Annotated in this window: 19 protein-coding genes; 7 read left to right on the forward strand and 12 right to left on the reverse strand. The window is 67.1% G+C overall.

The window, feature by feature from the left end:
- Nucleotides 1-63: 63 nt before the first annotated feature.
- A complete protein-coding gene (locus ACPYOD_RS12615; protein ID WP_481302076.1) occupies nucleotides 64-924 on the forward strand; it encodes a DUF1481 domain-containing protein in 861 nt (286 codons plus the stop codon).
- A gap of 71 nt (nucleotides 925-995) precedes the next feature.
- On the opposite strand, the gene ACPYOD_RS12620 is transcribed toward ACPYOD_RS12615, so the two are convergent.
- From ACPYOD_RS12620 to pepN, 5 genes are all read right to left on the reverse strand, one after another.
- Complete coding sequence (locus tag ACPYOD_RS12620) at nucleotides 996-2,792, reverse strand: autotransporter outer membrane beta-barrel domain-containing protein (protein WP_481302077.1); 1,797 nt, start codon at nucleotides 2,790-2,792, stop codon at nucleotides 996-998.
- Nucleotides 2,793-2,886: 94 nt separating this feature from the next.
- Nucleotides 2,887-5,223, reverse strand: a complete 2,337-nt coding sequence (locus tag ACPYOD_RS12625; protein ID WP_481302078.1) for a Tex family protein — start codon at nucleotides 5,221-5,223, stop codon at nucleotides 2,887-2,889.
- A gap of 85 nt (nucleotides 5,224-5,308) precedes the next feature.
- Entirely contained in the window at nucleotides 5,309-6,067 is a 759-nt protein-coding gene (locus ACPYOD_RS12630) for an RDD family protein (protein WP_481302079.1), read from the reverse strand.
- Between the two features lie 51 nt (nucleotides 6,068-6,118).
- Nucleotides 6,119-7,993 carry a tRNA uridine-5-carboxymethylaminomethyl(34) synthesis enzyme MnmG gene (mnmG, locus tag ACPYOD_RS12635; RefSeq protein ID WP_481302104.1) on the reverse strand — a complete coding sequence of 625 codons (1,875 nt, stop codon included), beginning with the start codon at nucleotides 7,991-7,993 and terminating at the stop codon, nucleotides 6,119-6,121.
- Between the two features lie 438 nt (nucleotides 7,994-8,431).
- The gene (pepN, locus tag ACPYOD_RS12640) at nucleotides 8,432-11,080 is read right to left on the reverse strand and encodes an aminopeptidase N (protein WP_481302080.1); all 2,649 of its coding nucleotides are present in this window, start codon (nucleotides 11,078-11,080) and stop codon (nucleotides 8,432-8,434) included.
- 70 nt (nucleotides 11,081-11,150) lie between these two features.
- Between pepN and ACPYOD_RS12645 the strand changes: the two genes are divergently transcribed.
- The 4 genes from ACPYOD_RS12645 (at nucleotide 11,151) to ACPYOD_RS12660 (ending at nucleotide 14,712) form a co-directional block, all read left to right on the forward strand.
- Entirely contained in the window at nucleotides 11,151-12,155 is a 1,005-nt protein-coding gene (locus tag ACPYOD_RS12645) for an aldose epimerase family protein (RefSeq protein ID WP_481302081.1), read from the forward strand.
- Nucleotides 12,152-13,099 carry a threonine ammonia-lyase gene (locus ACPYOD_RS12650; protein ID WP_481302082.1) on the forward strand — a complete coding sequence of 316 codons (948 nt, stop codon included), beginning with the start codon at nucleotides 12,152-12,154 and terminating at the stop codon, nucleotides 13,097-13,099. The genes ACPYOD_RS12645 and ACPYOD_RS12650 overlap by 4 nt, the downstream gene beginning before the upstream one ends.
- A gap of 154 nt (nucleotides 13,100-13,253) precedes the next feature.
- Nucleotides 13,254-13,802: a DNA-3-methyladenine glycosylase I gene (locus tag ACPYOD_RS12655; protein WP_481302083.1), complete on the forward strand. Its 549-nt coding sequence runs from the start codon at nucleotides 13,254-13,256 to the stop codon at nucleotides 13,800-13,802.
- Between the two features lie 46 nt (nucleotides 13,803-13,848).
- Nucleotides 13,849-14,712: a DUF72 domain-containing protein gene (locus tag ACPYOD_RS12660; protein WP_481302084.1), complete on the forward strand. Its 864-nt coding sequence runs from the start codon at nucleotides 13,849-13,851 to the stop codon at nucleotides 14,710-14,712.
- A 93-nt stretch (nucleotides 14,713-14,805) separates the two neighbouring features.
- Here ACPYOD_RS12660 and bioC read toward each other — a convergent pair whose 3' ends face one another.
- The 5 genes from bioC to bioB are packed head-to-tail and all read right to left on the reverse strand — an operon-like array spanning nucleotide 14,806 to nucleotide 19,444.
- Nucleotides 14,806-15,693, reverse strand: coding sequence for a malonyl-ACP O-methyltransferase BioC (gene bioC / locus ACPYOD_RS12665; protein ID WP_481302085.1), 888 nt, complete (start codon nucleotides 15,691-15,693; stop codon nucleotides 14,806-14,808).
- Complete coding sequence (bioH, locus tag ACPYOD_RS12670) at nucleotides 15,690-16,463, reverse strand: pimeloyl-ACP methyl ester esterase BioH (protein ID WP_481302086.1); 774 nt, start codon at nucleotides 16,461-16,463, stop codon at nucleotides 15,690-15,692. Before bioH ends, bioC begins: the two co-directional genes overlap by 4 nt.
- Nucleotides 16,460-17,197, reverse strand: coding sequence for a sulfurtransferase (locus tag ACPYOD_RS12675; RefSeq protein ID WP_481302087.1), 738 nt, complete (start codon nucleotides 17,195-17,197; stop codon nucleotides 16,460-16,462). Before ACPYOD_RS12675 ends, bioH begins: the two co-directional genes overlap by 4 nt.
- Before the next feature lie 28 nt (nucleotides 17,198-17,225).
- On the reverse strand, nucleotides 17,226-18,443 hold the full coding sequence (locus ACPYOD_RS12680; protein ID WP_481302088.1) for an aminotransferase class I/II-fold pyridoxal phosphate-dependent enzyme: 1,218 nt from the start codon (nucleotides 18,441-18,443) through the stop codon (nucleotides 17,226-17,228).
- Entirely contained in the window at nucleotides 18,440-19,444 is a 1,005-nt protein-coding gene (bioB, locus tag ACPYOD_RS12685) for a biotin synthase BioB (RefSeq protein WP_481302089.1), read from the reverse strand. Before bioB ends, ACPYOD_RS12680 begins: the two co-directional genes overlap by 4 nt.
- 138 nt (nucleotides 19,445-19,582) lie before the next feature.
- Between bioB and ACPYOD_RS12690 the strand changes: the two genes are divergently transcribed.
- Both ACPYOD_RS12690 and ACPYOD_RS12695 read left to right on the forward strand, forming a co-directional pair.
- Nucleotides 19,583-19,786: a hypothetical protein gene (locus ACPYOD_RS12690; protein ID WP_481302090.1), complete on the forward strand. Its 204-nt coding sequence runs from the start codon at nucleotides 19,583-19,585 to the stop codon at nucleotides 19,784-19,786.
- Nucleotides 19,787-19,801: 15 nt separating this feature from the next.
- Nucleotides 19,802-20,533: a ComF family protein gene (locus ACPYOD_RS12695; protein ID WP_481302091.1), complete on the forward strand. Its 732-nt coding sequence runs from the start codon at nucleotides 19,802-19,804 to the stop codon at nucleotides 20,531-20,533.
- Here the strand turns inward: ACPYOD_RS12695 and ACPYOD_RS12700 are convergent.
- Together ACPYOD_RS12700 and ACPYOD_RS12705 are read right to left on the reverse strand one after the other, a co-directional pair.
- On the reverse strand, nucleotides 20,523-22,016 hold the full coding sequence (locus ACPYOD_RS12700) for a CehA/McbA family metallohydrolase (RefSeq protein ID WP_481302092.1): 1,494 nt from the start codon (nucleotides 22,014-22,016) through the stop codon (nucleotides 20,523-20,525). The two genes, ACPYOD_RS12695 and ACPYOD_RS12700, sit on opposite strands and share 11 nt — an antisense overlap.
- Complete coding sequence (locus tag ACPYOD_RS12705) at nucleotides 22,016-24,505, reverse strand: TonB-dependent receptor (protein WP_481302093.1); 2,490 nt, start codon at nucleotides 24,503-24,505, stop codon at nucleotides 22,016-22,018. Before ACPYOD_RS12705 ends, ACPYOD_RS12700 begins: the two co-directional genes overlap by 1 nt.
- Between the last annotated feature and the right edge of the window lie 87 nt (nucleotides 24,506-24,592).

Here is a 24,592-nt window from a genome sequence, read left to right on the forward strand (position 1 = left end):
GCGCCATGCGCATGCGTATCTTCCGTGACCCACGACCATTCTGTTCCGTAACGAGGTTCGACCATGCGCAGGATTTTCTTGTCGCTCGCATCCGTGGCCGCATTGGCGGCCCTCGCCGGTTGCAGCGGCGGCTCCGACACCAATGGCCAGCAGGCCGCGGGCCCGGCGGGCACCGATAAAGCCAACGCCGCTCCGGCCAATGCCGTGACTGGCACTGTCAGCCTGCGCGACGCCGGCGCCCAGCTGAGCCCGGACGCCAAGCTCGAGCTCAAGCTCGTCGACGTGTCGGCCGAGGGCTCGCAGCCGCTGGCCAGCAAGACGATCGCGCCGGTCACCATGCCGCAGTCGTTCCAGCTCGACTTCAACACGTCGGACGTCAATCCGAACGACATGTACATCGTCGACGTCTCGCTGCAGGACGGCGAGCGCCACTATTCCTCGCCGCTGAAGACGCCGGTGCTCACCAAGGGCGCGAAGAACGCCGTCACCATCCAGCTCGTCGGCGAAGCCACGCCGGGCGAGAAGGAGCTGGCCGGCTACAACAGCCTCAAGAAGAACATCGGCGGCATGAAGGTCACCCAGGGCACCGCGCTGAAAGAAGGCGAGTCGCGCGGCTGGCAGATCTTCAAGAAGGGTAACGACGTCCAGTTCGTCATCGAACTGGTCGACTACGGCGACAAGGGTTTCACCTCCACGAACTATGCCTACAAGAACGGCAAGCCGTGGGTCATCGTCCAGGAGAAGAAGTCCAGCAAGGACGCGAAGCCGAATTCGACCGAGCGCGCGGGCTGGAACGATGCCGGCGAGCTGGTGCTGAAGCAGAGCGAGGCTGGCGGCAAGGTCGATACGCTTTCCGACGACGACGCCAACAACCTGAAGAAGCAGGCCGAGGCCATGTACGCGAAGGGCGGCGGCAAGAAGTAAGACCGTTGCACTTTGCAGAATAAAAAACGCCGGCCCTGGGCCGGCGTTTTTCATTCTCCGGTGCTAGTGCCTCAGAACGCCAGCTTCACACCCAGGTTCAGGCCGTTGTACCGCTGCGTGTCGTCGCCGAAGCGGCCGGTGTAGCTGACCCAGCCGCTCCAGCTGCGGTTGAAGTCGGCCGTGACGCCGAGGTCGGCGGTCATCCAGGTCTTGTCGGGCGAGAAGCCCTGCACGGTGAACTGGCCGGCCATGTTGGTGAGGCCCGCGGTGACGTAGCGATCGTCCGCACGGCCGTCGTGGTTGTAAGCCACTTCCGCGAAGGGACGAAGCATCGTGTCGCCCGACTGCCACGCGCCCTGCAGGCGCCAGCCGGCGGTCTCGATGCGCGAGTTGCGGATCTGCTTGTCGAAGCGCATGGCCGTGCTGGTGTTGCTGCGCTCGGTGTAGCCGAACACGCGCAGCTGCTGCCATTCCACCGATACGAACGGACCGGTCTTCAGCGTTTCGCCGCCGAACCACCAACCGCCGCTGAGGCCGCCGCCGACGTGTGAGCCGTCGGTCTTGCCCGTTTCGGTACGACGGGCCGCGCCGAGGTCGATGCGACGGTCGATGTCGGTGAAGCTCAACTGGCCGAAGCTGGCGAAGCCGCCGACGTAGCCGCCACCGTTGTGATAGAAGGCGTAACCCGAACCGGCGATGTCCTGCATCTTGTAACCGCCGCCGCCCTGGAAGTCGGCCTTCGACTGCGCGATGCCCATGGCCACGCCGATCGACACGTGATCGCTCACGCGCGCATCGGCACCGATGGTCAGGTTGACGTTGTCGCTGTCGGTCTTGGGCGAGGTGTCGGTGTTCTTGAACTTCTGCTGGCCGTAGTCGACCGCTGCGAAGAAGCGGGAGTCGGCGCCGAAGTTGTCGGCCATCATCTGGTTGCGCAGCGTGCGCACATGCGCGGCGTTGGACGCCAGGCCCGCTTCGCCGAGCAGCGAGATCTGCTGCGGCGCCGTGATCACCGAGATCGCGTACTGGCCAAGCAGCGCGTGCGCGGCGGTGGTCGGGTGGATGCCGTCGGCGAACAGGTAGGTGCTGGCGGCATTGGGGTCGCGCAACGTGGCCGGCGAGCAGGTGATCGAGCTGGCGGTGGTGCAGGCCGGCACGGTGACGTTGGTGAAGCCGTACGTGCCCGGGCTGGCGATCACTTCGTTCAGCAGCGCATACGTGTCGATGGGCACGATGCCGCGGTTGGCCGAGGCGATACCGGCGCTGAGCACGCCGTTGTAGACCTGCGTCAGCTGCGTGATACCCGCCGAGGCAGCGGCGCCCTGCGACAGGGCAGCCGGTGTCTTGCCCACGTCGGGCAGGTTGAAGACGACGATGGTCTTCGCGCCGGCAGCTTGCAGCGCCTTGATCTGGCCGACTTCGTTCGTCGCGGCGGTGGCCACGGTGACCTGCGCCGTCGCGGGGTTCTGCACGGCGGCGAGCAAGTCGTTGGCGCCGATCCACATCGTGTAGAGGGCGTTCGGGTTGGCCTTGCCGCCGTTCGCCGTGAGGTACTGCTGGACCTGCGTGGACGTTGCGGGGACGGGGTTAGCGATCGCGGCGCGCGCGCCGCCGAAGGCGTAGTCCGTGCCGCCCTGGAGCGACGGGGCCAGCGTGAGGTTGAAATGCTTGGCGATGTTCTCGACAGCGACCGTGCCGGGATTGGTAGTGAAGCGGGTGATCACCGGGGAACCGGTGAGCAGGGCGACGTTGCCGTTATCGCTGAGGCTGTCGCCGAAGGAAACGACCTGCTGGTACCCATCGGCGTGCGCCCCGGCACTGAAGAGAAGGGCGGCACCGATGGCACCGGCAAGATGACGAATTCGCATGTGGACACTCCGTGTGGGGCGTTAGAGAAACGTTACGGTAATGGAAGCCATACGCCGGCGCATGCTGCGCTGCGGCAGCATGTGAAGAGATGGGTTATTTCTTCATTGCGCGGGACAGCGCATCGGCGAAGGCGCTGTTCGCCGGTGCCGGCGCGGCCTTCGGAGGCTGCGGCCCGCGACCGCCCTGGCTACCACCACGGCGGTTACCGCCCGCGGGCGCGTCGTCGCGCTGGGCGCCGGGGCGTCCGGCGCGTGCTTCGCCCGGCACGTCATCGAGGCGCATGCTGAGGGCGATGCGCTTGCGCGGCAGATCGACCTCCATCACCTTCACCTTGACGATGTCCCCCGCCTTGACGGCGTCGCGCGGATCCTTGACGAAGGTATGGGACAGCGCCGACACGTGGACGAGGCCGTCCTGGTGCACGCCGATGTCCACGAAGGCGCCGAATGCCGCCACGTTGGTGACGCGGCCTTCCAGCACCATGCCCACCTTGAGATCCTTCAGGTCCTCGACGCCCTCCGCGAAGCTGGGTGCGACGAACTCCGGACGCGGATCGCGACCGGGCTTTTCCAGTTCCTTGAGGATGTCGCGCACCGTCGGCAGGCCGAAGGTGTCGTCGGTGAATGCCTCGGCTTTCAGGCCGCGCAGGAAGGCGGTGTCGCCGATGACCTGTTTCACTTCGCGGCCGCACTGCTTGAGGATGCGCTCAACGACCGGGTACGCCTCGGGATGCACCGAGCTGGCGTCCAGTGGATTGCTGCCGCCGGTGATGCGAAGGAATCCCGCGCACTGCTCGAAAGCCTTGTCGCCGAGGCGCGGAACCTTCAGGAGATCCTTGCGGCTGGGGAAGGGGCCGTTCGCGTCGCGGTGCTTCACCACGTTCTCCGCCACGCTGGACGACAACCCGGCCACGCGCGAGAGCAGGGGCGCGGATGCCGTGTTCACGTCGACGCCCACGGCGTTCACGCAGTCCTCGACGCGGGCGTCCAGCGCGCGTGCCAGCTTCACCTGGTTCACGTCGTGCTGGTATTGGCCCACACCGATGGCCTTCGGTTCGATCTTCACCAGCTCGGCGAGGGGGTCCTGCAGGCGCCGCGCGATGGATACCGCGCCGCGGATCGACACGTCGAGTTCCGGGAATTCCTTGGCGGCGAGTTCCGACGCCGAATAGACCGAGGCGCCTGCTTCGCTGACCACGACCTTCGAGAGCGCCAGCTCCGGATGCTTGCGGATGACCTCGCCCACGAGCTTGTCGGTTTCTCGCGAGGCGGTACCGTTGCCGATGGCCACGAGGTTCACCCCGTGCTGCTTGGACAGCTGGGCGATGCGCGCGATGGACTGGTCCCACTGGTTGCGTGGTTCGTGCGGGTAGATGGTGTCGTGGGCGAGGAACTTGCCCGTCGCATCCACGATGGCGATCTTGCAGCCGGTGCGGATGCCGGGGTCGAGGCCCATGACGGTCTTCGGGCCGGCTGGAGCGGCGAGCAGGAGGTCTTTCAGGTTCTCGCCGAAGACGCGGATGGCTTCATCCTCGGCACCCTCGCGCACACGGCCGAAGAGGTCGAGCGTGAGGTGCAGGTGCAGTTTCACGCGCCAGGTGAGGCGTACGGTTTCGCGCAGCCATGCATCGGCGGGGCGGCCGCGGTCGACGATGCCGGCGCGTGCCGCCACGCGGCCCTCGCCCTCGGCATGGCCCTGGTCGGCGTCGACGCCGGGGTTCAGGTCGATCTCCAGGATCCCTTCGTTGCGTGCGCGCATCAGCGCGAGCAGGCGATGCGAAGGGATCTTCGCGACGGGCTCCATGTGGTCGAAGTAGTCGCGGAACTTCGCGCCTTCGTTTTCCTTGCCCGCCACGACGGTGGCGCGGATCTGCCCTTTTTCCCAGAGCCAGTCGCGCAATTCGCCGACGAGCGCGGCGTCCTCGGAGATCGTTTCCATGAGGATGGCGCGGGCGCCGTCGAGCGCGGCCTTGGTGTCGGCGATGCCCTTCTCGGCGTCGACGAAGCCTGCGGCGACCGTGTCCGGGTTCTGCGTGGGATCGTCACGCAGGCTCAAGGCGAGGGGTTCCAGGCCGGCTTCGCGCGCGATCTGCGCCTTCGTGCGGCGCTTGGGCTTGTAAGGCAGGTAGAGGTCTTCGAGCCTTGCCTTCGTGTCCGCGGCGAGGATGTCGGCGCGGAGGGCGTCGGTCATCTTGCCCTGTTCGGCGATGCTGTCCAGGATCGCGGCGCGGCGATCTTCGAGTTCGCGCAGGTAGCGCAGACGCTCTTCAAGCAAGCGCAACTGGGTGTCGTCGAGGCCCCCCGTGACTTCCTTGCGGTAGCGCGCGATGAACGGCACGGTGGCGCCGCCGTCGAGGAGCTCCACCGCCGCCCGCACCTGTTCGGGCTTGGCGGCGATGTCCTGGGCAATACGTTGTTCGATGCTCTGCATGGTTTTCCTGTCGCTTGCTCTGCCGGCCGGCCGCTGGGCCGGGCCGCCGATGATAGCAAGCGACGGTGGGGCCTCCCCCAGGCCGTCAGGCGTCGAAGCGAGCGTCCGGGCGTTGGTTCGCTGCGGGCGTGGTCACCGTGCTGCCGGCGCGGCCCGTCAGCACGTACGTGCCGGCGAGCAGGTCATGCACCCCCTGCTTGCGCTGGGTGAACGCGGCGGTGACGTAGAACACCATGGGAATCAGCACGGTGAAGGCGTTGACCAGGCGAACGGCGTTGCGTCCGGCAGCTCGCACGAGGGTCAGGCGGCGTCCCTCGACGTCGGTGACGCGGATGCCCACGGCCATCTTGCCTGGCGTGGCCTGCCACTTCGAGCTTTCGAAAAAGACGTAGTAGGCGAAGCCGATGACCAGCAGCACGAAGGTGATCGGCTGCACGGCGGCAGCGTACGCCGTGATGGCACCCGTCTGGTCGTTTTCGAAGTGGCTGAGCAGGGTGGCCATCGCCGTGCCGAGCCCCATGATGAGGCTGATCGCAGTGAAGGGCACCATGAGGATCAGGTAGTCGATGACCCAGGCGCCGAAACGGAGCCAGAACCCGGCATATTCCGGTTCAGCGGCTTCGGTCACGCCCATGAACGGCGGCGGTGGCGGTGGTGTGGGCGGGACGGCACCCGGCGCCGGCCGTTCGTCCGGGAACAACTCGCCCAGCGGACGCCAGTCGGTCATGCCTTCGTACCAGCCCAGTTCCTCGGGACGGCAGGTACCGTCGCGCAGCCATTGCCGGACCTCGCTCTCTTCGTAGGGGCCGAAGCGCTCGCCGTTCCGTCCGATCCAGACCTGCATGGTGTTCCTTCCGCTCGCTTGCTCGATGTCGGGATGATGCCAGATGGGGTGTCAGGCGGCGCGGCGCTTCAGGTGCACCAGCAGCAGCGAGATCGCCGCGGGCGTCACGCCACTGATGCGCGACGCCTGGCCGATCGTGGCCGGTTGCGAGCGCTTCAACTTGAGCAGCACCTCCGCCGACAACCCGCGGACGCGGTCGTAATCGAAACTTTCCGGGATGGCGGTGGCTTCATGGCGGCGCTGGCGCTCGATCTCCTCGCGCTGGCGCTCGAGGTAGCCGGCATATTTCGCCTGCACCTCGACCTGGGTCGCCACTTCGGCGTCGTCCACCGGCGGCCCGAGTTCCGGCACGGCGGTGAGCGTCGCGTAATCCATTCCGGGGCGGCGCAGCAGGTCGAGCGCATGCGTCTCCCGGCTCACGGCGATGCCGAGGGAGCGTTCGATGGCCGCGCCGAGCGCGTTGTTCGGCGCAGCCCAGATGCCACGCAGGCGGGCACCCTCGCGCTCCGCGGCATCCCGCTTGGCTTCGAGCCGGCGGAAGCGCGCCTCGGAAACCACGCCACGGGCATACCCCTGCGGCGTCAGGCGAAGATCGGCATTGTCCTCGCGCAGGTGCAGCCGGTATTCCGCGCGCGAGGTGAACATGCGATAGGGCTCGATCGTGCCGTTCGTGGTGAGGTCGTCGATGAGCACGCCGATGTAGGCCTCGTCGCGCCCGGGGTACCACGGCGTGTCGCCGCGCACGGCCAGCGCGGCGTTCATGCCGGCGATGAGACCTTGCGCGCCGGCTTCCTCGTATCCGGTGGTGCCGTTGATCTGTCCGGCGAAGTACAGGCCGGGAATGGCCTTGGTCTCCAGCCACGGTTGCAGGCCGCGCGGGTCGAAGTAGTCGTACTCGATGGCGTAGCCCGGTCGCGTGATGTGTGCGCGTTCGAAACCGGGGATGGAACGGACCAGCGCGTATTGCACGTCGAACGGCAGCGACGTGGAGATGCCGTTGGGATAGATCTCGAACGTGTCGAGGCCTTCCGGCTCCACGAATATCTGGTGCGATGTCTTGTCGGCGAAACGGACGACCTTGTCTTCGATCGAGGGGCAATAGCGCGGGCCGACCCCTTCGATCTGGCCGCTGTACAGCGGCGACCGGTCGAGCGAGCCGCGGATGAGTTCGTGCGTCGCCTCGGTGGTGTGGGTGATCCAGCAGCTCACCTGGCGCGGATGGTCGGCGGCCGATCCCATGAACGAGAAGTGCGGCATCGGATCGTCGCCAGGCTGTTCCTCCAGCACCGAAAAATCGATGCTGCGGCTGTCGATGCGCGGCGGGGTGCCGGTCTTCAGGCGGTCGGCGGCAACCGGCAGCTCACGGAGCCTGGCGGCGAGGGTGGAGGCAGGCGGGTCGCCCGCGCGGCCGCCGGCGTATTGCGCCGGGCCGATGTGGATCTTGCCGGCGAGGAACGTGCCCGCCGTGAGCACCACGGCCGGCGCATGGAAATCCAGGCCCATCTGGGTGCGCACGCCGGCCACGCGGCCGCCGACGAGGATGAGGTCGTCCACCGCTTGCTGGAACAGCACCAGGTTCGGCTGGGTCTCCACCATGGAACGGATGGCGGCCTTGTACAGCGCGCGATCGGCTTGGCAGCGCGTGGCGCGGACGGCGGGCCCCTTCGATGCGTTGAGGGTGCGCCACTGGATGCCCGCGCGATCCGCGGCCACGCCCATGGCGCCGCCGAGGGCGTCGATTTCCTTGACCAGGTGCCCCTTGCCGATGCCGCCGATGGCCGGGTTGCAGCTCATCTGGCCGATGGTCTCGATGTTGTGGCTGAGCAGCAGCGTGCGCGCGCCGGCCCGGGCCGAGGCAAGGGCGGCTTCGGTGCCGGCGTGACCGCCACCGACCACGATCACGTCGTAGGTTTCGTTGTGCAACATGGGCATGAATGCGCTTGGGATGCCGGGCAGGCGATTTTACGCCGTTACGCGACCGGCCGGTGGCATGGCTCGTGCTTACCCATGCGTGCACTTCTTCCGGGCAGACGCTGCGCGATCATCCGCGCGCCGAGGCCGAACACAGGGGTTTGGCCGAGTGCCGAAAGAAGGAAGCGGGATGCGGGCAGGGATGCCCCATTCGGTTCGGAGAATGAGATCTGGCGCCCGGCGGTCTCAGGAACAGGGGGAATCCAGGATGACCGTGCTGCCGGGCGCCAGAAACCGAGTGACTGGCACAAAGAGCCGCGGCTTCAGCCGCGGCTTTTCTTCGTTGGGGCCAACAGTACACTTTCCGAATGAACCATGTGTGACTTTTACGTCAAGAACGTGCTCTGTTTCGGCAATTGGTGACGCAGTACGTCAGTTTTTTAAAAATGACGGTTATCCCAGGGCGACCCGGGCGAGGATGTCGGTGAGGTCCCGCGAGAGGTCCGTCCGCGCGGCGAGGCCGGCGACCACCGCATGGGCGGCTTCACGCCGCACCGGCTCCAGCCGCTTCCAGCCATTGAACGCCGTGGCCACGCGTGCCGCCACCTGCGGGTTGAGCGCGTCGATCGCCACCAGACGGTCCGCCAACCAGCGATAGGCCGCGCCGTCCGCGCGATGGAACCCGGTGGGGTTCGCCCGCGCGAAGCTGCCGAGGAGCGACTGCACCCGGTTCGGATTCTTGAGCGTGAACGCCGGATCGTCTTCCAGCGCCTGCACCCGGGCGAGGGCGTCGGCGCCGGGCAGGAGGGCCTGCATGGCGAACCACTTGTCCAGCGCCAGGGCGTTGCCCTCATAGCGCCCGCGGAAATGCGCGATGGGCGCCTCGGCAGCCGATGGGGTGTAGGTGGCGAGTGTGGTGAGGGCCGCCAGGCGGTCCGTCATCGACGGTGCCTGCTCATATTGGGCGAGGGCTCGCTCCCTGGCGCCATCGGGATCGACCAGCGCGATGAGGTCGAGCACGCGGCGCTTCAGTTGCCGGCGCGCCTGGCTGGCGGCGTCGAGCGTCTGGCTGGACGCGGCGCGCAGCGACTCGTAGCGCTCGCGCAGCGCCTCCACGCCGATTCGCCCGGAAAGGTCGCGCAACATGGCCTGGCGGGCGTCGCGGATGCGATCCGGATCGCGTTCGGGCTGGCGCTCGACGAGCTCGATTTCACCTGGCGGCGTCAGCAGTTCGGCAAGCAGCGCGTCGTCGAGCTGGCCATCGGCAAAGATATCCGCCAGGGCGCCGGTCCATGCCTGCAAGGCGGACCCGCCCAGGTTGCCATCCCGACAGTCGTCGTAGGCCAGCCCGGCGAGTTGCTGGCCGGCCTCCCAGCGGTTGAAGCCGTCCGCGTCGTGACGGAGCAGGATCGCCAGCTCGCCCGGCAGGTAGTCGCATTCGAGGATGACCGGCGCGGAGAACCCGCGCAGCAGTGAGGGCACCGGCGCATCGTCGACACCCTCGAACACGAAGCTGCGTTCCGCGGCATCGAGAACGACCGTACGTTCGCTGCCGCCGGCCTCCGCTTCACCTTCCAGGCGAAGCGGAAGGGCCTTGCCGCTGCGGTCGAACAACGACAGCCGGACCGGAATGGGCAGCGGCTGTTTGCTGGGCTGACCCGCGGTGGCCGGCGTGCGCTGGCGCAAGGTAAGCCGGTAGCGGCGCTGGGCAGGGTCGAAGCGCCCTTCGGCGGTGAGCCTCGGCGTACCGGCCTGCCCGTACCAGGCGAGATAAGGCGACAGGTCGGTGTCGTTCGCGTCGCCCAGCGCGGCGAGGAAATCCTCGATCGTGGCGGCCTGTCCGTCGTGCCGGTCGAAGTAAAGGTCCATGCCCTTGCGGAAACCGTCGTGGCCGAGGTGACCGGCCAGCATGCGAACCAGTTCGGAGCCCTTCTCGTAGACCGTGGCGGTATAGAAGTTGTTGATCTCGCTGTACTGCGACGGTCGCACCGGATGCGACAGCGGGCCGGCGTCCTCGGGGAACTGCGCGCGGCGCAGCAGTGCGACGTCTTCGATGCGCTTCAGCGGCGCCGAATTCATGTCCGCGGAGAAGCTCTGCTCGCGGAAGACCGTGAGCCCTTCCTTGAGGCTGAGCTGGAACCAGTCGCGGCAGGTGACGCGATTGCCGCTCCAGTTGTGGAAATACTCGTGCGCCACCACCGCTTCCACGTGCCGGTATTCGTCGTCGGTGCTCGAATCGGGATCCGCCAGCAGGTATTTCGCGTTGAAGATGTTGAGGCCCTTGTTCTCCATCGCGCCCATGTTGAAGTCGTGCGTGGCGACGACGTGGAACACGTCCAGATCGTAATTTCTTCCGTATGCGCGCTCGTCCCACTGCATCGAGCGGATCAATGAATCCATGGCGTAGCCGCAGCGGCCGATGGCATCGGACTCGGCCCAGATATGCAGCGCCACGGCGCGGCCGTCCGCGGTGGTGTAATCGTGGCTGATGCGCTCCAGCCGCCCGGCCACCACGGCGAAAAGGTAGCTCGGCTTCGGATGCGGGTCGACGAAGCGGGCCCAGTGGCGGCCGCCGTCGAGGTCGCCGGCGCCGTCCGGATTCCCGCCCGCGAGCAAGACGGGAAAACGCTGCCGATCGGCGCGGAGTGTCACCGTGTAGCGCGACAGGACGTCGGGGCGATCAGGGAAATAAGTAATGTGGCGGAAGCCTTCGGCTTCGCACTGGGTCAGGAGGAAGCCGTTGTCGCGGCTGCCTGAAAGGTAGAGACCTTCCAGCGCGGTATTTTCCGCCGGCCGGATGGCGACGCGCGTGGCGATCGTGCAGCGATCGCCCTCCACCGCTACCTCGAGAACGCCATTGGCCAGGATGTATTCGCCTTCGCCCAGGCGGCGGCCGTCCACCGACAGCTCGAGCAGTTCAAGCCCTTCGCCGTTGAGCCTCACAGGCTCGTCGGCCTGGCGGACCATGTCCAGCGTGGTCGCCACCTCGCTGCGGTCGATGCCGAGGTCGAACGCCAGGTTCACGTGCTCGACCGTCCAGGCCGGGGGCCGGTAGTCGGCGAGGCGGATGACGGAGGTGGGGGCGTCGGAACGATCGCTCATGGCGGCACAACGTTGTTTGGTATGGCAGGCAGGCTAACATGCGTCCGAATCCGTCAAAAGGAAGGCATCCATGTCTCGTTTCACCGTCACGCGCTCGACCCTGGGCGACCAGGAACTGGTGGTGCTCGTCGACGCGGACGCGGACCGCGAAGTCCGTATCGCCCGCCGTGGCGCCACCGTGCTCTCGATTGTCACCTGCCCGCCGGAGGCACGTCGCGACATCGCCGATGGTTTCCGCGACGAAAAGGAACTGCTAGGCCACAAGGGATCGCGCTTCGCGATCATGGCGCCCTTCGCCAACCGGGTGAACGGTGCGCGCTACACGTTTGAAGGAAAGTCCTACGATTTGCAGCCGGGTGCCGTCGGAGCCGATCGTGCGATCCGGCATGGCTTCCTGCGCGCCGTGACGTTCGACGTCCAGCGGGAACATGCCAATGACGATCGCGCCACGGTCACGCTCTCCACCGGCGCGATCCGTCCGGAGGTAAACCCTGGCTATCCCTTCGCGCTCGATGTAGCGGTCACCTTCACGCTCGACGACAAGGGCCTGACGTTGGAAGCCAAGACGCGCAACGTCGGCGACCACGCCGCACCTGCCTTCTTCGGGTGGCATCCGTATTTCCGCCTTTCCGACAATCCCATCGAGGGATGGGAGCTCCACGTACCGGCAGACACCGTCATCGCCACCGGCGAAGATTTCATTCCGTTGCCCGGCACAAGCGCGTGGAAGGCGTTGGACAAGGCCGACGCCAGCCTCGATTTCCGCAAGCCGCGGCCGATCGGCGATCTCGCCCTGAATAACACCTACACCGACCTCCAGCTCGATGCGGACGGCCGGGCCCGCACGCGCCTGCGCGATCCGAAGAGCGGCTCCGGCATTGCCGTGTGGCAAGAGAAGGGCGTCATGCTCGTGTTCACCTCGGACACGGCCGAGCGCGACGCACGCAAGTCGGTAGCGCTCGAACCGATGGAATGCATGGCGGACGCGTTCAACCGCGACGACTGCACGCCGCTCATCACGATGCAAGCGGGAGAGGAAAAGCGCTTCGTCTGCGGCGTGGAGTTCGACAGGTGAATCCCCTGCCCAGCTTCGCCGAGATTCGCGACGCCGCGGCACGCATCGCACCGTACGCCACGGTAACGCCGGTACTGCGCAGCGACCGTATCGACGATCTCGTCGGCACGTCCATCGTCTTCAAATGCGAGAACCTGCAACGCGGCGGGGCTTTCAAGTTCCGCGGTGCCACCAATGCGGTGTGGTCGCTGAGCGACGAGGAAGCTGCCGCGGGCGTCGTCACGCATTCGTCGGGCAACCATGGCAACGCGCTGGCGATGGCGGCGCGCACGCGCGGCATTCCCGCGCACGTCGTGGTGCCGGACGGCGCCGTGAAGGCGAAGGTCGATGCGATCGTCGCCGCTGGCGCCACCGTGCACCGCTGTGCGCCGACCACCGCGGCGCGCGAGGCGGCGGCTGCCGAGATCCAAGCCAGCACCGGTGCGACGCTGGTGCACCCTTATGCCGATGCGCGCGTCATGGCAGGGCAGGGCACGCTGGTTCCCGAATTGTTTCGCCAGGTATCCGGCCTCGACACGGTGCTTTTCCCAGTGGGCGGCGGCGGGCTCGCTTCCGGGTGTTCCATCGCCGCGCACGGCATCGATCCGGGCATCGCCCTCTTCGGCGCGGAGCCGGAAGGAGCCGACGACGCCGCGCGTTCGCTCGAGGCCGGGGAGCGCGCCGGCCCCTTCGTCGCCGACACGATCTGCGACGGCCTGCGCACCCTGATCGGCGAACCGAATTTCCACGCGTTGCGCGACCACGGCGTCAAGGTGCTGCGCGTAAGCGACGCGGAGGCGATAAGCGCGATGAAGCTGCTATGGAGCGATCTGCGGATCGTGGTCGAGGTGTCGAGCGCCACGGTGCTGGCCGCCGCATTGCGCTACCCGCGGGTATTTGCCGGCCGCCGCGTCGGCGCCATCCTCACGGGCGGCAACGTGGACCTGGACGCCCTGCCGTGGTGACACGCGCCTGTGGGTGGCGCCCAACCGGGATGACAGCGCGTTACGGTGTACCGGCCGCACGCATGCGCACATGAGGCCACGTTGCCAGCGGACACCGCCGACGAAGACCCAGCTGTAACCTCGATCATCCTTCAGGGAAGTACGCGAGGTGGCTATGCGCTGCGCATGGGCCGAGCAGAGCGACGCAGAACGCGTCTATCACGACACCGAGTGGGGTGTCCCCGTCCACGATGACCGTCTCCTCTTCGAGAGGCTGGCGTTGCGAGGTGTACAGGCCGGGCTGGCCTGGCGCATCGTGCTTACCAAGCGGGACGCGTTCCGCCGCGCGTTCCACGAGTTCGACATCGCCGCCGTCGCGGCGATGAGCGACGCCGAATTGGCGGCGGTGCTTTCCGATCGCGCCGTCATTCGCAACCGGTTGAAGATCGAGGCCATACGCAGCAATGCGCGCCTCGTGGCCCGCATCGTCGAGGACGAAGGCTCGCTGTCCGCCTTCCTGTGGTCCTTCGTCGGCGGCGTGCCGAAAGTGAATACGCGTCGCGACAGCGATCCCGTGCCCGTCTTCGACGAAGCGTCCGCTCATATGAGCGCCGCCTTGCGCAAACGGGGCTTCCGTTTCGCGGGTACCGCCATCTGCTACGCCATGATGCAGTCCGCGGGGATGGTCGACGACCACGCCATCGAGTGCTTCCGTCGTCGCTGACGCCGCTTTCACCGCGGCTGCACCGTCGCCGCGTTGCCATAGGCCCATGGCAACGACACGGATCGGCATATCCGGCTGGCGCTACAGTCCCTGGCGCGGCGTCTTCTATCCGAAGGACCTCGTTCAGAAGGACGAGTTGTCCTTTGCCTCGCGTGAGTTCCCGACGATCGAACTCAACGGGTCGTTCTATTCATTGCAGCGGCCCGAGAGCTATCTTTCGTGGTACGAGGATACGCCGCGTGGCTTCGTGTTCGCCGTGAAGGGGCCGCGCTTCATCACGCACAACAAGCGTCTACGTGACATCGAGAAGCCGATGGCCAACTTCTTCGCCTCGGGCGTACTGGCACTGCGCGAGAAGCTCGGTCCCATGCTGTGGCAATTCCCGCCGAACTTCCGCTTCGACGCCGAGGTATTCGAGGCGTTCCTCGCGATGCTTCCGCGTACGACCACGGCGGCGGCCGCGATGGGACGCGGCCACGATGCGCACCTGAAGCGGAAGGCTTACCTCGAGGTGGGCCGAAATCATCGCCTGCGCCACGCTGTGGAGATTCGTCACGAGAGCTTCGTGGACCCCGCCTTCGTCGCACTCTTGCGCAAGTACGGCGTGGCGTTCGTGGTCGCGGATACGGCAGGCAAGTTTCCCCGCTACTTCGACGTAACCGCGCCCTTCGTGTATGTCCGTTTGCACGGCGACAAGCAGCTCTATGCCAGCGGCTACAGCGATGAGGCGCTGCGCGACTGGGCGCGGCGTATACGTGCCTGGCGGCGCGGGGCGCAGCCGGCCAAGGATCCTCGTATCAGCAGGACGGCACCGCCAAAACGCGCCTCTCGCGACGTCTACGTGTATTTCGACAACGACATGAAGGTGAAGGCGCCGCGCGACGCCCACGCCCTGATAGAAAAGCTGTGACGAACGGTGGGAGCCGGTTACGCCGGCGATCCCGCGTCAGCGGATCAGCTTTCCGTGGGCGCCCTCGCCGCTGAAGCGGCTCGCACACGAACCTCAGAACGGCGTCTTGCGCCGCGACCCGCGCAGGTTCTCGATCGGAAAGCTCGCGATTTCCCCGCTGCCTTCGCGGCGCGACTGGCCGGCCGGCGGACCCCAGGCGTGCGCGGTCACCACTTCCCACGTCGACGGAATCACGCCGTCGCTGCGCATGGCCTCATAAGCGTCGAGCATGCGGCGGTAGTGTGTCTTGCCGGTGAGTCCGCGTGGGCGGTCGGCGTCCGCGTTGTTCGCTCCCAGGCCCTTCAGTTCGTCGAGCAGTGCGCGTGGCGTCGGATACGTCAGCGTATAGCGCTCGGCGAACAGTACGGGATCCTTCAGGCCCTGGGCCAGCATCGCGTCGCCCACGTCGTGCATGTCGAGGAAACGGGCCACGTGTGCCTGCTGGTCCGCTTCCGCCCAGGCGGCGCGCAGTTCCTTCAGCGTGTCCGGCCCGAAGGTGGAGAACGTGAGCAGGCCGCCCGGTTTGAGCACGCGGGCGCATTCGGCGAACAGGCGGGGAAGGTCTTCGCACCACTGGAAGCAGAGGTTCGAGAAAAGCACATCCACGCTATGGTCGGGTACGGGAAGGGTGTAGGCGTCGGCGGCCACGCGCGCGAAGGGCTTCAACCACCCGGCATGATGTTTCGCTTGCCTCAGCATCGGGAGCGCGAGGTCCATGGCGATGACCTGCGCCTTCGGATAGCGCTTCTTCAGCGCGGCGCTGCCGCGGCCCGTACCGGCGCCGACGTCGAGCACCACCTGCGGTTCCTGCTCGTAGATGTCGAGCCTGTCGACGAGCGTCGATTGCACTTCGCGCTGTAGCGCGTCGTGCTTTTCGTAGGTGCCCGCGGCGCGACCGAAGTTGCGGCGGACCTGGCGTCGGTCGAAATGGAAGTCGCTCATGGGAGTGTGTCGATGAACCTGTTCAGGACGTCCGCCACGACGGTGGCGTGTCCGATAAAGGGAGCATGCCCGGCATGCGCGATTTCTTCGAACTGGCCGCGCGCCGCGCCGGCGGACCAGCGCATCGCCTCCGGATGCACGATGCGATCGCGGCGCCCGGCCATCCAGAGGCTGGGCTGGCGAATGTCCGGAAGCCGCGAGCGAAGGTCGGCGGTTTCGAGAAGGCGGATGCCCTCCATCAGCACGCGGGGATCGGGTTCGCCGCGGGAGAACGCTTCCTCCTTCAGGCGCCGCGCCTCGGCCCGCGGGTCCGCGCTGCCCATGGCTTCGAGCGCGATGAAGCGCTCCACCGTGGCCTTGTAGTCCGCCTCCAGGTCCGCGGCGAGCTGGCGCACCATGGCGGCGTCGTTTCCGTACGGCCAGTCGTCACCGCGCACGAAACGCGGCGTGGCGCACATCGGAACGACGGCGCGCACGGCATCCGGCAGGTCGAGCGCGGCCGTCATGGCGACGAGACCGCCGAGCGACCACCCGAGCCACACCGCGGGCGGTGTCGCTTCGGCGATGGCGCGTGCGCAAGCCAGCGGTTCGAGCGGGATGTCCGCATGGCAGGAGTAACCATGTCCGGGCAGGTCGACCACGTACATCGTGCAGCGATCCGCCAGGGCCTCGACCAGCGGCGCGAGGATGCCGCCGTGCATGGCCCAGCCGTGGACCATCACCAGCGGCACCGGGCCGTGGCCACGCGACTCGATGTGCAGGCCGCTCATGCCGCGTCGCTCGGTGCGAGCGTGGGATCGAGCGCGCCGCGGCCGTCGAAGACGAAGCAGTCGCCGCGCCAGTGCGCCCCACCCACTTCCTCGAAATACTTGAGGATGCCGCCTTCCAGCTGGAACACGTTCTCGATGCCGATCTCGCGCATGTGGATCGCGGCTTTTTCGCAGCGGATGCCACCCGTGCAGAACGACACCACCGTCTTGCCCTCGAAGCGCTGGCGATCCGCGGCGACGGCGGCGGGAAAGCCGGTGAAGCTGGAAAGCCGGTAGTCGACCGTGTTCTCGAACGTGCCCGCGGCCACTTCGTAGTCGTTGCGGGTATCGAGCAGCACCACGGGTCGTCCGGCATCGTCGTGGCCCTGGTCGAGCCAGCGCCGCAGGTCGGTCGGCAACACGTGCGGCGCACGGCCCTGGGCGGGCCGTATGGTCGGCGCCCGCATGGTGATGATTTCCTTCTTCAGGCGCACGCGCATGCGGGCGAACGGCAGCTCGTCGGAAAGGCTTTCCTTGGGTACGAGGTCGGCGAAGCGCGTGTCCTGGCGCAGCCAGGCGAGGAAGGTCTCCACAGGCTCGCGTGGGGCGGCGAGGAACAGGTTGATGCCTTCCGGCGCGAGCAGCACCGTGCCCTTCAGGGAAAGTCCCTCGCAACGCTCGACGATCCGCGCCCGCAGGCCCTCGAGATCGTCGAGACCGACGAACTTGTACGCGGAGATATTGAGGATCGTCATGGCCGGTCCGGGGAAATGCGACCGTCCATTATACGACCGCGCTTTCCACGGGGCGGGGCAGGCGCGCGAGGGCGTCCAGCAGGGCGTCGATCCGGTCCGGCGTGTGCAGGGCAGAGAGCGTGATGCGGAGCCGTGCGCCGCCCTGGGGAACCGTGGGCGGGCGGATCGCGACGACCAGGAAGCCGGCCGCCTCCAGGGCCGCGGCGGCGTCGATGGCTGCGGCGGACGTGCCCATCGGCAGGGGCTGGATCGCGGTGCTGGACGGCATGAGCGGAAGCCCTAGCTGGGCGGCCCCGGTGCGGAAGCGGGCAATGTTCGCCGCCAGCTTGTCCCGCCGCCCTTCGCGGTCGAAGCGGACCAGGCGCACGGCGGCGCGCGTGGCCGCCGCCAGCGCGGCCGGCATGGCCGTGGTGTAGACGTACGTACGCGCGAACTGAGCGATGGCCTCGATCACCGCGGCGTCGCCCGCCACAAAAGCGCCCGCGCAACCCAGCGCCTTGCCCAAGGTGCCCATCAGCACGGGAACATCGTCCGAGCCGAGGCCTGCCGCGCTCACTGAGCCCGCGCCCTGTACCCCGTGCACGCCCAGGCCGTGCGCGTCGTCCACATAAAGAAGGGCGCCGCGCGTGCGGCAGGCCTCGGCCAGGGCCGGGAGCGGTGCGACGTCGCCATCCATGCTGAACACGCCGTCGGTGGCGACCATGGCGGGCAGTCCGGTCTGTGCGTCGAGTTGTCGGGCCGCGCCCTCCGCGTCCGCATGCGGGTAGCGACGCAGTTCCGCGCCGGCCAGTTGTGCGCCGTCGATCAGGCTCGCGTGGTTCAACTTGTCCTGTACGCAAAGTGACGAGGCGCGGCCTGGCACCGGCATCGTTCCGGCACCGAGCAGCGCCTGCATCGCGCCGAGGTTCGCCATGACGCCGGTGGAAAACAGCAATGCGCGTTCGCGCCCGGTCCACTCTGCCAGTTCTTCCTCGAGCGCCTCGTGCTCGCCCCGGTGCCCGGACACCAGGTGCGCCGCACCCGTGCCCACGCCTTCGGCCGCCGCGGTGCGCGAAAGCGCCGCGACGAGGTCGCGATGTCCCGCGAGGCCCAGGTAATCGTTGCCGCAGAAATCCACGAGAGCGCGGCCATGTACGAAGCGGCGTCCTCCAAGGACGTCGCAGGTGCGTGCGCGCCGCAGCAGTCCCGCCTGTTCCCGCGCGGCGCGCGCGCTTTCCAGGCGGGCGAGGAGATCCGGCCGGTTCACGCCTCGGCCGGCTCCACGATGTCGGCGTGCACGGTACCGGGTTCGATCTCCACTTCCATCGGCTTCAGGCCGAGCCGCTCGAACAGGCGGCGGTCGTGCTCCACATCGGGGTTGCCCGTGGTGAGCAGCTTTTCACCATAGAAGATCGAGTTGGCGCCGGCGGCGAAGCACAGCGCCTGCAAGGCGTCGTCCATCGTTTCGCGGCCCGCCGAAAGGCGCACCACCGAGGCGGGCATGAGGATGCGCGCCACGGCGATGCTGCGCACGAACTCGAACGGGTCGAGCGCCTCGGTGCCGGCGAGCGGCGTTCCCGCTACCTGTACCAGCCGATTGATGGGCACCGATTCCGGATGCTCCGGCAGGTTGGCCAGCGTGGCGAGCAGCCCCGCGCGCTGGGCGCGCGACTCGCCCATGCCCACGATGCCGCCGCAGCAGGTCTTAAGGCCGGCCTCGCGCACGTGCTCCAGCGTGTCCAGCCGGTCCTGGTATTCGCGCGTGTGGATGATCTCGCCGTAGAAGTCCGGCGACGTGTCCAGGTTGTGGTTGTAGAAGTCCAGGCCGGCCGCCTTCAGCGTGTCGGCCTGCGGTTGGCTGAGCATGCCCAGCGTGGCGCAGGTCTGCAGGCCCAGCGATTTCACGGCGCTGACGATCTCCGCCACTTTCGCCACGTCGCGGTCTTTCGGCGAACGCCATGCGGCACCCATGCAGAAGCGGCTGGCCCCCGCATCCTTGGCGGCCTGGGCCCTGGCGAGCACCGCCTCCACGCTCATCAGCTTCTCGGCCTTCACTCCTGTGGCGTAGCGCGCCGCCTGCGGACAGTAGGCGCAATCCTCGGGACAGCCGCCGGTCTTGATCGAGAGCAGGGTCGAGACCTGCACGGCGTTCGGATCGTGGTACTGCCGGTGGACGGTCTGGGCCTGGAAAAGCAGGTCGTTGAAGGGCAAGGCGAAAAGGCGCTCGACCTCCTCGCGGGACCAGTCGTGGCGAAGGGCTGCGGTCATGGTGGGTTTCCCGGGACGAAGGCGGGAAGTGTGGAAAGCCGTCGGTCCGCTGTCAACCTTAACGAGGTCATGCAGGTTTACATTGCTTCGCCATCGCCTGCCGTAGGATGGATGCGTGATCCCCGAGGAGGTGCGTGCATGAGCGACGGACAAGGCAGTACCGGCAATGTGCTTGCCGCGATCTGTAGTTTCTTCATCCCCGGCCTGGGCCAGCTGGTGCAGGGCCGCGTGTTCAAGGCATTGCTCATGTTCGTGCTCGCCGCGGTGCTTTGGGTGATCTGGCTGGGGTGGATCATCCACCTCTGGTCGATCGTCGACGCGGCGATGTACCGGCGCGACTGAGGCCGCTGCCGACGCATGGATGCGTCCTTCTTCAAAGGATGGCTGGCTGCGGCGGGACGTTTCGTGCTGCCGCCGCGCTGCCTCGTCTGCAACGGACCCGGCAGCGGCAGTCTCGAGCTTTGCGATGGTTGCCGGCATGCCCTCGTCCGGAACGTCGCGTGTTGCGGACGTTGCGCGCTTCCCATCCCGGCGGCAACGCCACTTTGCGGACAATGCCAACGCGTGCCGCCGCCCTGGCATGACGTCTGGATTCCTTTCGTTTACACGTGGCCGCTCGACATTCTCGAAAGTCGCTTTAAGTTCTCCGGTGGCCTCGCTGCGGGGCGCGTGCTCTCCGCGTGCTGGCTGGCGTCCGGGCTTCCGCCGCTGATGCCCGACTTGCTGGTGCCGGTGCCGTTGCATATCAGCCGGCTGCGTAAGCGCGGGTACAACCAGGCGCTGGAGTTGGCGCGGCCGCTGGCGCGGCGCTTCGGGTTGCCGCTGGCGCACGATGTGCTGGGCCGTGCGCGAGCGACCGGCGCGCAGACCGAACTGGATGCGGCCGCACGCGCGACGAACGTGCGTGCGGCATTCGCCGTGAAGCGCGTGCCGATGCAGAAGCATGTGGCGATCGTCGACGATGTGATGACGACGGGTGCGACGCTGGCGGAGTGTGCGCGGGTGTTGCTTGCAGCGGGGGTGGAGCGTGTGGATGTGTGGGCGTTGGCGCGTACGCCATTGCCGGGAAATCGGAGCCTCAGTGATTGACGTAGACAGGATTGCCGAGGATCAGCAGCTTACCCTGCGGCGAGCGCACGTCTACGCGTAGCCAGTGCGGCTTGCCATCGCCGGTCCAGTCGAACGAAACCTCGCCGTTCGAAGGGATGAGCTTGCCGGCGGAATCCAGCGACCTTCCGTCCACTAATACGGCAACAAGCTGGCCCGTCACCGCGGCCGTGCGCACGTCCACGTGCAGCGCCGCACCGTCCGGTACGCGGATTGCATCGCCCATGCCCGCACGTGCCCCATCCGCACTGGCGGCGACATCGAGCGTACGATCGCGCGTCCCTTCGATATCCACGAACACATGCCCCGCACGAATGCCGTCGAGGATGCCCTCCATGGATAGCTCGTCGGCATGCACCACGGTCGTTGGGGTACCGATCGTGCCGGCGAAGGCGTCGCGCGGATCGTCCGTGCCAATGTGACTGTCGCTGCCGCCGATGGCCGTAATGCGCAGGCCCGCGTTCAATTGCTTCTCCCAGAACGGAATGCCGGTGTCGGGGCGTGTGGTGTCTGTGCCGTTGACCGCCTCGATCGCCTGGAACCCGTGCATGTCCACCGGCTTACGTGGCGTGAACCCGCATCCCATGCAGGTTTCGTCGTTCGGGCGATTCGGATGGTTGATCGAAATGACCCCGTGCGCGCGGGCGACATCGGCGAGCAAGGCGTTCCAGTCCGGCACGTCCTTGCTTCCTAAGCGGAAGTCCACGGTGCGGGACACGCCGAACAGGTTGGCGTGGCCTTCGAACGTGGTGATCTCGCGCGCGGGAATCAGCAGCATCGTGTCGAAGTACGGTTGCAGCTCGCGCAGCTCAGACACCTGCGACATGGTGTTGTGGTCGGACAGGGCGATGAAGTCCAGGCCGCGCTTCGCCGCCGATGCCACGGTGAAGAACAGTGGGCAAGGCACCCTGGTCGTCTTCGACAGGTTCAGGCAGCCGCCGTCGCTGTGCGCCGAGTGCATGTGCAGGTCGCCGCGATACCAGCGCGCTTCCGTGGCGAGCGGTGCCGTCAGGCCATGCTCCGGTCCGAAGCCCTCGTCATCGCGCGAGAACCACACCTTTGCCGTGTACGTGGCATGCGAGGCGGGGCGGATGTTCGGTATGCCGAAGAGCAGGCGCCACCGGCCTGGCTGGATGGCCCCCGGGAGGAACGAAGCGGTGGCATCCGTGGCGGACACCGTGAAGCGGTGCTTGCTGCCGCCGCTCCAGCCGCGAAAGCCGTCCTGTGCCTCGAACGATCCCGGGCCCAGCAGGCCGAGGTCGATCACGGTCTTATCCTCGTGCCCCGTGTAATCGACGTCCACGGTAATCCGCGACGTGCCCTTCGGCACGTCGAACGGGATTTCCCGATACGTGTGCTGATCGGCGCCGGTGAGCTGGCCCCGGAGGACCAGGTCCGGCGCCCGCTCCGCCGCCATGGCTGTGGCGGCGAAGAACGCGAGCACGAAGCCGAGCAGCGCGCGCATCAGAAACGGTACATCGCGGCGAGACGGAACGAACGGCCGAGCAGCGGGCGGGCGATGAACGTGTTGGCACCCGCATCGGAACTCGCCAGTTCGCCGGCGCGCGGGTTGCCCTCCGTGAGGCCCAGCGAGTTCGTGATGTTGTCGGCATAGAGGAACAGCGACAGCTGCTGCGTGGCATCGTAGCGGGCGCTGGCGCCGACCACGTGATACGACGGCAGTACCACCGAGTTCGCGGTGTCGACGTAGCGCTTGCCTTCGTGTTCGTACGACACCTGCAGGCGCAGGCGGCCGTCCAGCAGGTTCACGCCTGGCACGATGCGGTAGCTGACCTTGGGCACGCGGATGAGCTGGTTGTCGTCGTAGTCGCGCAACACGGGCGCATTCGCCACCACATCGGTGTAGCTCAGACCCTTGTACTTCGGATCCTGCAGCGTGGCGTTGAACTGCACGTCGAACCACTTCGTGGGATAGAGCGTGCCCTCGAGTTCCAGGCCGTAGGTCTTCGTGGTGGCGAAGCCCGTCTGCGGCGTGGACGTGTTGCCGTTCCGGTCGAAAACGTTGTTGGTGAAGCTGACGTTGTCGTACTTGGTGTAGAAGGCGGTCGCATACAGGTCCACGAAACGGTCGCTGTACTTCCAACCGGCTTCGGCCAGGTCCATGGTCTGCAGCAGCGGCGTGGCCGTCGGGTTGGTGATGTACGTGCTGAGGTTCGGCAGGCGGAAGGCCGAGGTCCAGCGTGCGAACAGGCCCTGGGGGGGCGAGAACTGCCAGTTCGCGCCGAGCGTCCAGCCCGTCTTGTCGAACGACTGATCGTAGTGGGTCAGCACGCCGTTGCCCGTGAGCACGGTGGCCGCCGCCGGCGAACCGCCCAGGTCCACCGTCTGCTTGCCCTCGGTGAAGCCCTCCACGTTGACCTTCTCGTAGCGGAGACCGCCGTCGATGCGGAGTTCCGGCGTCACCTGCCATTCGTCGGACGCGTAGAAGGCGTTGGTGTTGGACTTGCCGCTGGCGTGTTCCCACTCGTAGCCGTAACGGTAGATGCCGTGATCGGTAAGCGAGCCCAGCACGTTGCCGTTCGCATCCACGCCCACCAGGTCGAGCGCGCGGGCGTTGTTGGTGGCATCGGTCAGCATCGTCGACGAATAACGGCTGAAGTCCTGGTTGAAGTTTGCGTGGTAGTAACCGAACGTCACGTCGTGGCTCTGGTCGCCGAACTCGAACTTGCGCAGCACGCGCGTGTCGTTGATGAACTCGTTCACCGGCATCGTCACGCCGCGCAGGCCTTCGGTCACCACCAGGCCATTGCCGTTCTGGTTGGCCACGTTGAACACCTGCGAAGGGTTGTCCACGTAACGGAACTGCAGGCCGGTGGCGCCGGCGATGGCGGAAAGACGCTTGGTGTCCTGGGCGATGAACGAGCTGGCGCTTTGCAAGGCGTTCGGGAATACGCCGTTGCGCTGTGTATCCGTGGTGCTGTAACGCATCGATTCGGCCAGCTTCCAGTCGGCGCCGAGATCGTGGTCGAACTTGAACGACACCTGCGTGCGCTTCACGTGGGTGCCTTCGTCGTTGTCGAAGTTGTACAGGCTGCCGTCACCCTCGCGCATCAGTACGTGCTCGGTGTCCGGGCCGGCGAGCGTGCCGTAGTTGCCGTTGAAGCCCGGCACCGGGCGGATGTCGCCGCTGGCGTTGGTGCGCATCGGAATGCCGAGGTAGAGCGCCACCTTGTCGTCCATGTGCTTCACGTCGAAGCTGATGTCGCCGTGTTCGAGTTCCTTGGACAGCGTGGCACGCAGCTGGCCGCCGTCGTCGGCGTGGAACTGCGGCCGGCGAATGCCGTCGTCCACACGCCAGAAGCCGCCGACCCCAAGCTTCCAGCCGCCGCCCACGGGCGTGCCGTACCAGAAGTCCAGGCGGTTCAGCGAGTAATTGCCCACGGTGTACTTCACCAGGCCTTCCGGCGTGTCGCCGACCTTGCGGGGGATGAAGTTGATCGCGCCGGCCGGCGCGTTGGAATAGAACACCGACGACGGGCCGCCTCGGACCACTTCGACACGCTCGATCGTCTCGTCCAGGCGGAATGCCTGGTCGGCATTGAGGTAGCCGAGCGCGGGGTCGTGCTGTACGGGAATGCCGTCTTCGAGCAGCGTGACCGAGCCGTAGCCATCCACGGGAATGCCGCGCGCACGGATGTTGCCCGATGCCTCGCCGCCCGAGGACTCCACCCAGAATCCGGGTACCGATTTCACTGCCTCGGTGACGCTCGTCGGCGCCTGCATGCGGAGGCGGTCCTCGTCGATCGTGGTGATGGAGTAACTCGTTTCCGCCTTGGTGCGGCTCTCGACGCCCGAACGCGCGGTGACGACGACGTTGTCGAGGTCCGTGGCCTTCTTCTCGGGATTGCTGTCCTGGGCGTGGGCCGCGGCGGAAATGACGAACGCGCCGAAGAGCGCCGTGCGCACGGCGCGGCAGAGGAGGGTGTTACGCATGTTGGTTGTCTTCCGGGGAAAGGGACTGCGCGAACCCTCCCCCCGGACCGCGCATGTTGCGGCGGCCCGCGGCCACTCCGTGGGTCC

It is taken from the genome of Luteibacter sp. HAY1-4A (assembly GCF_056755355.1).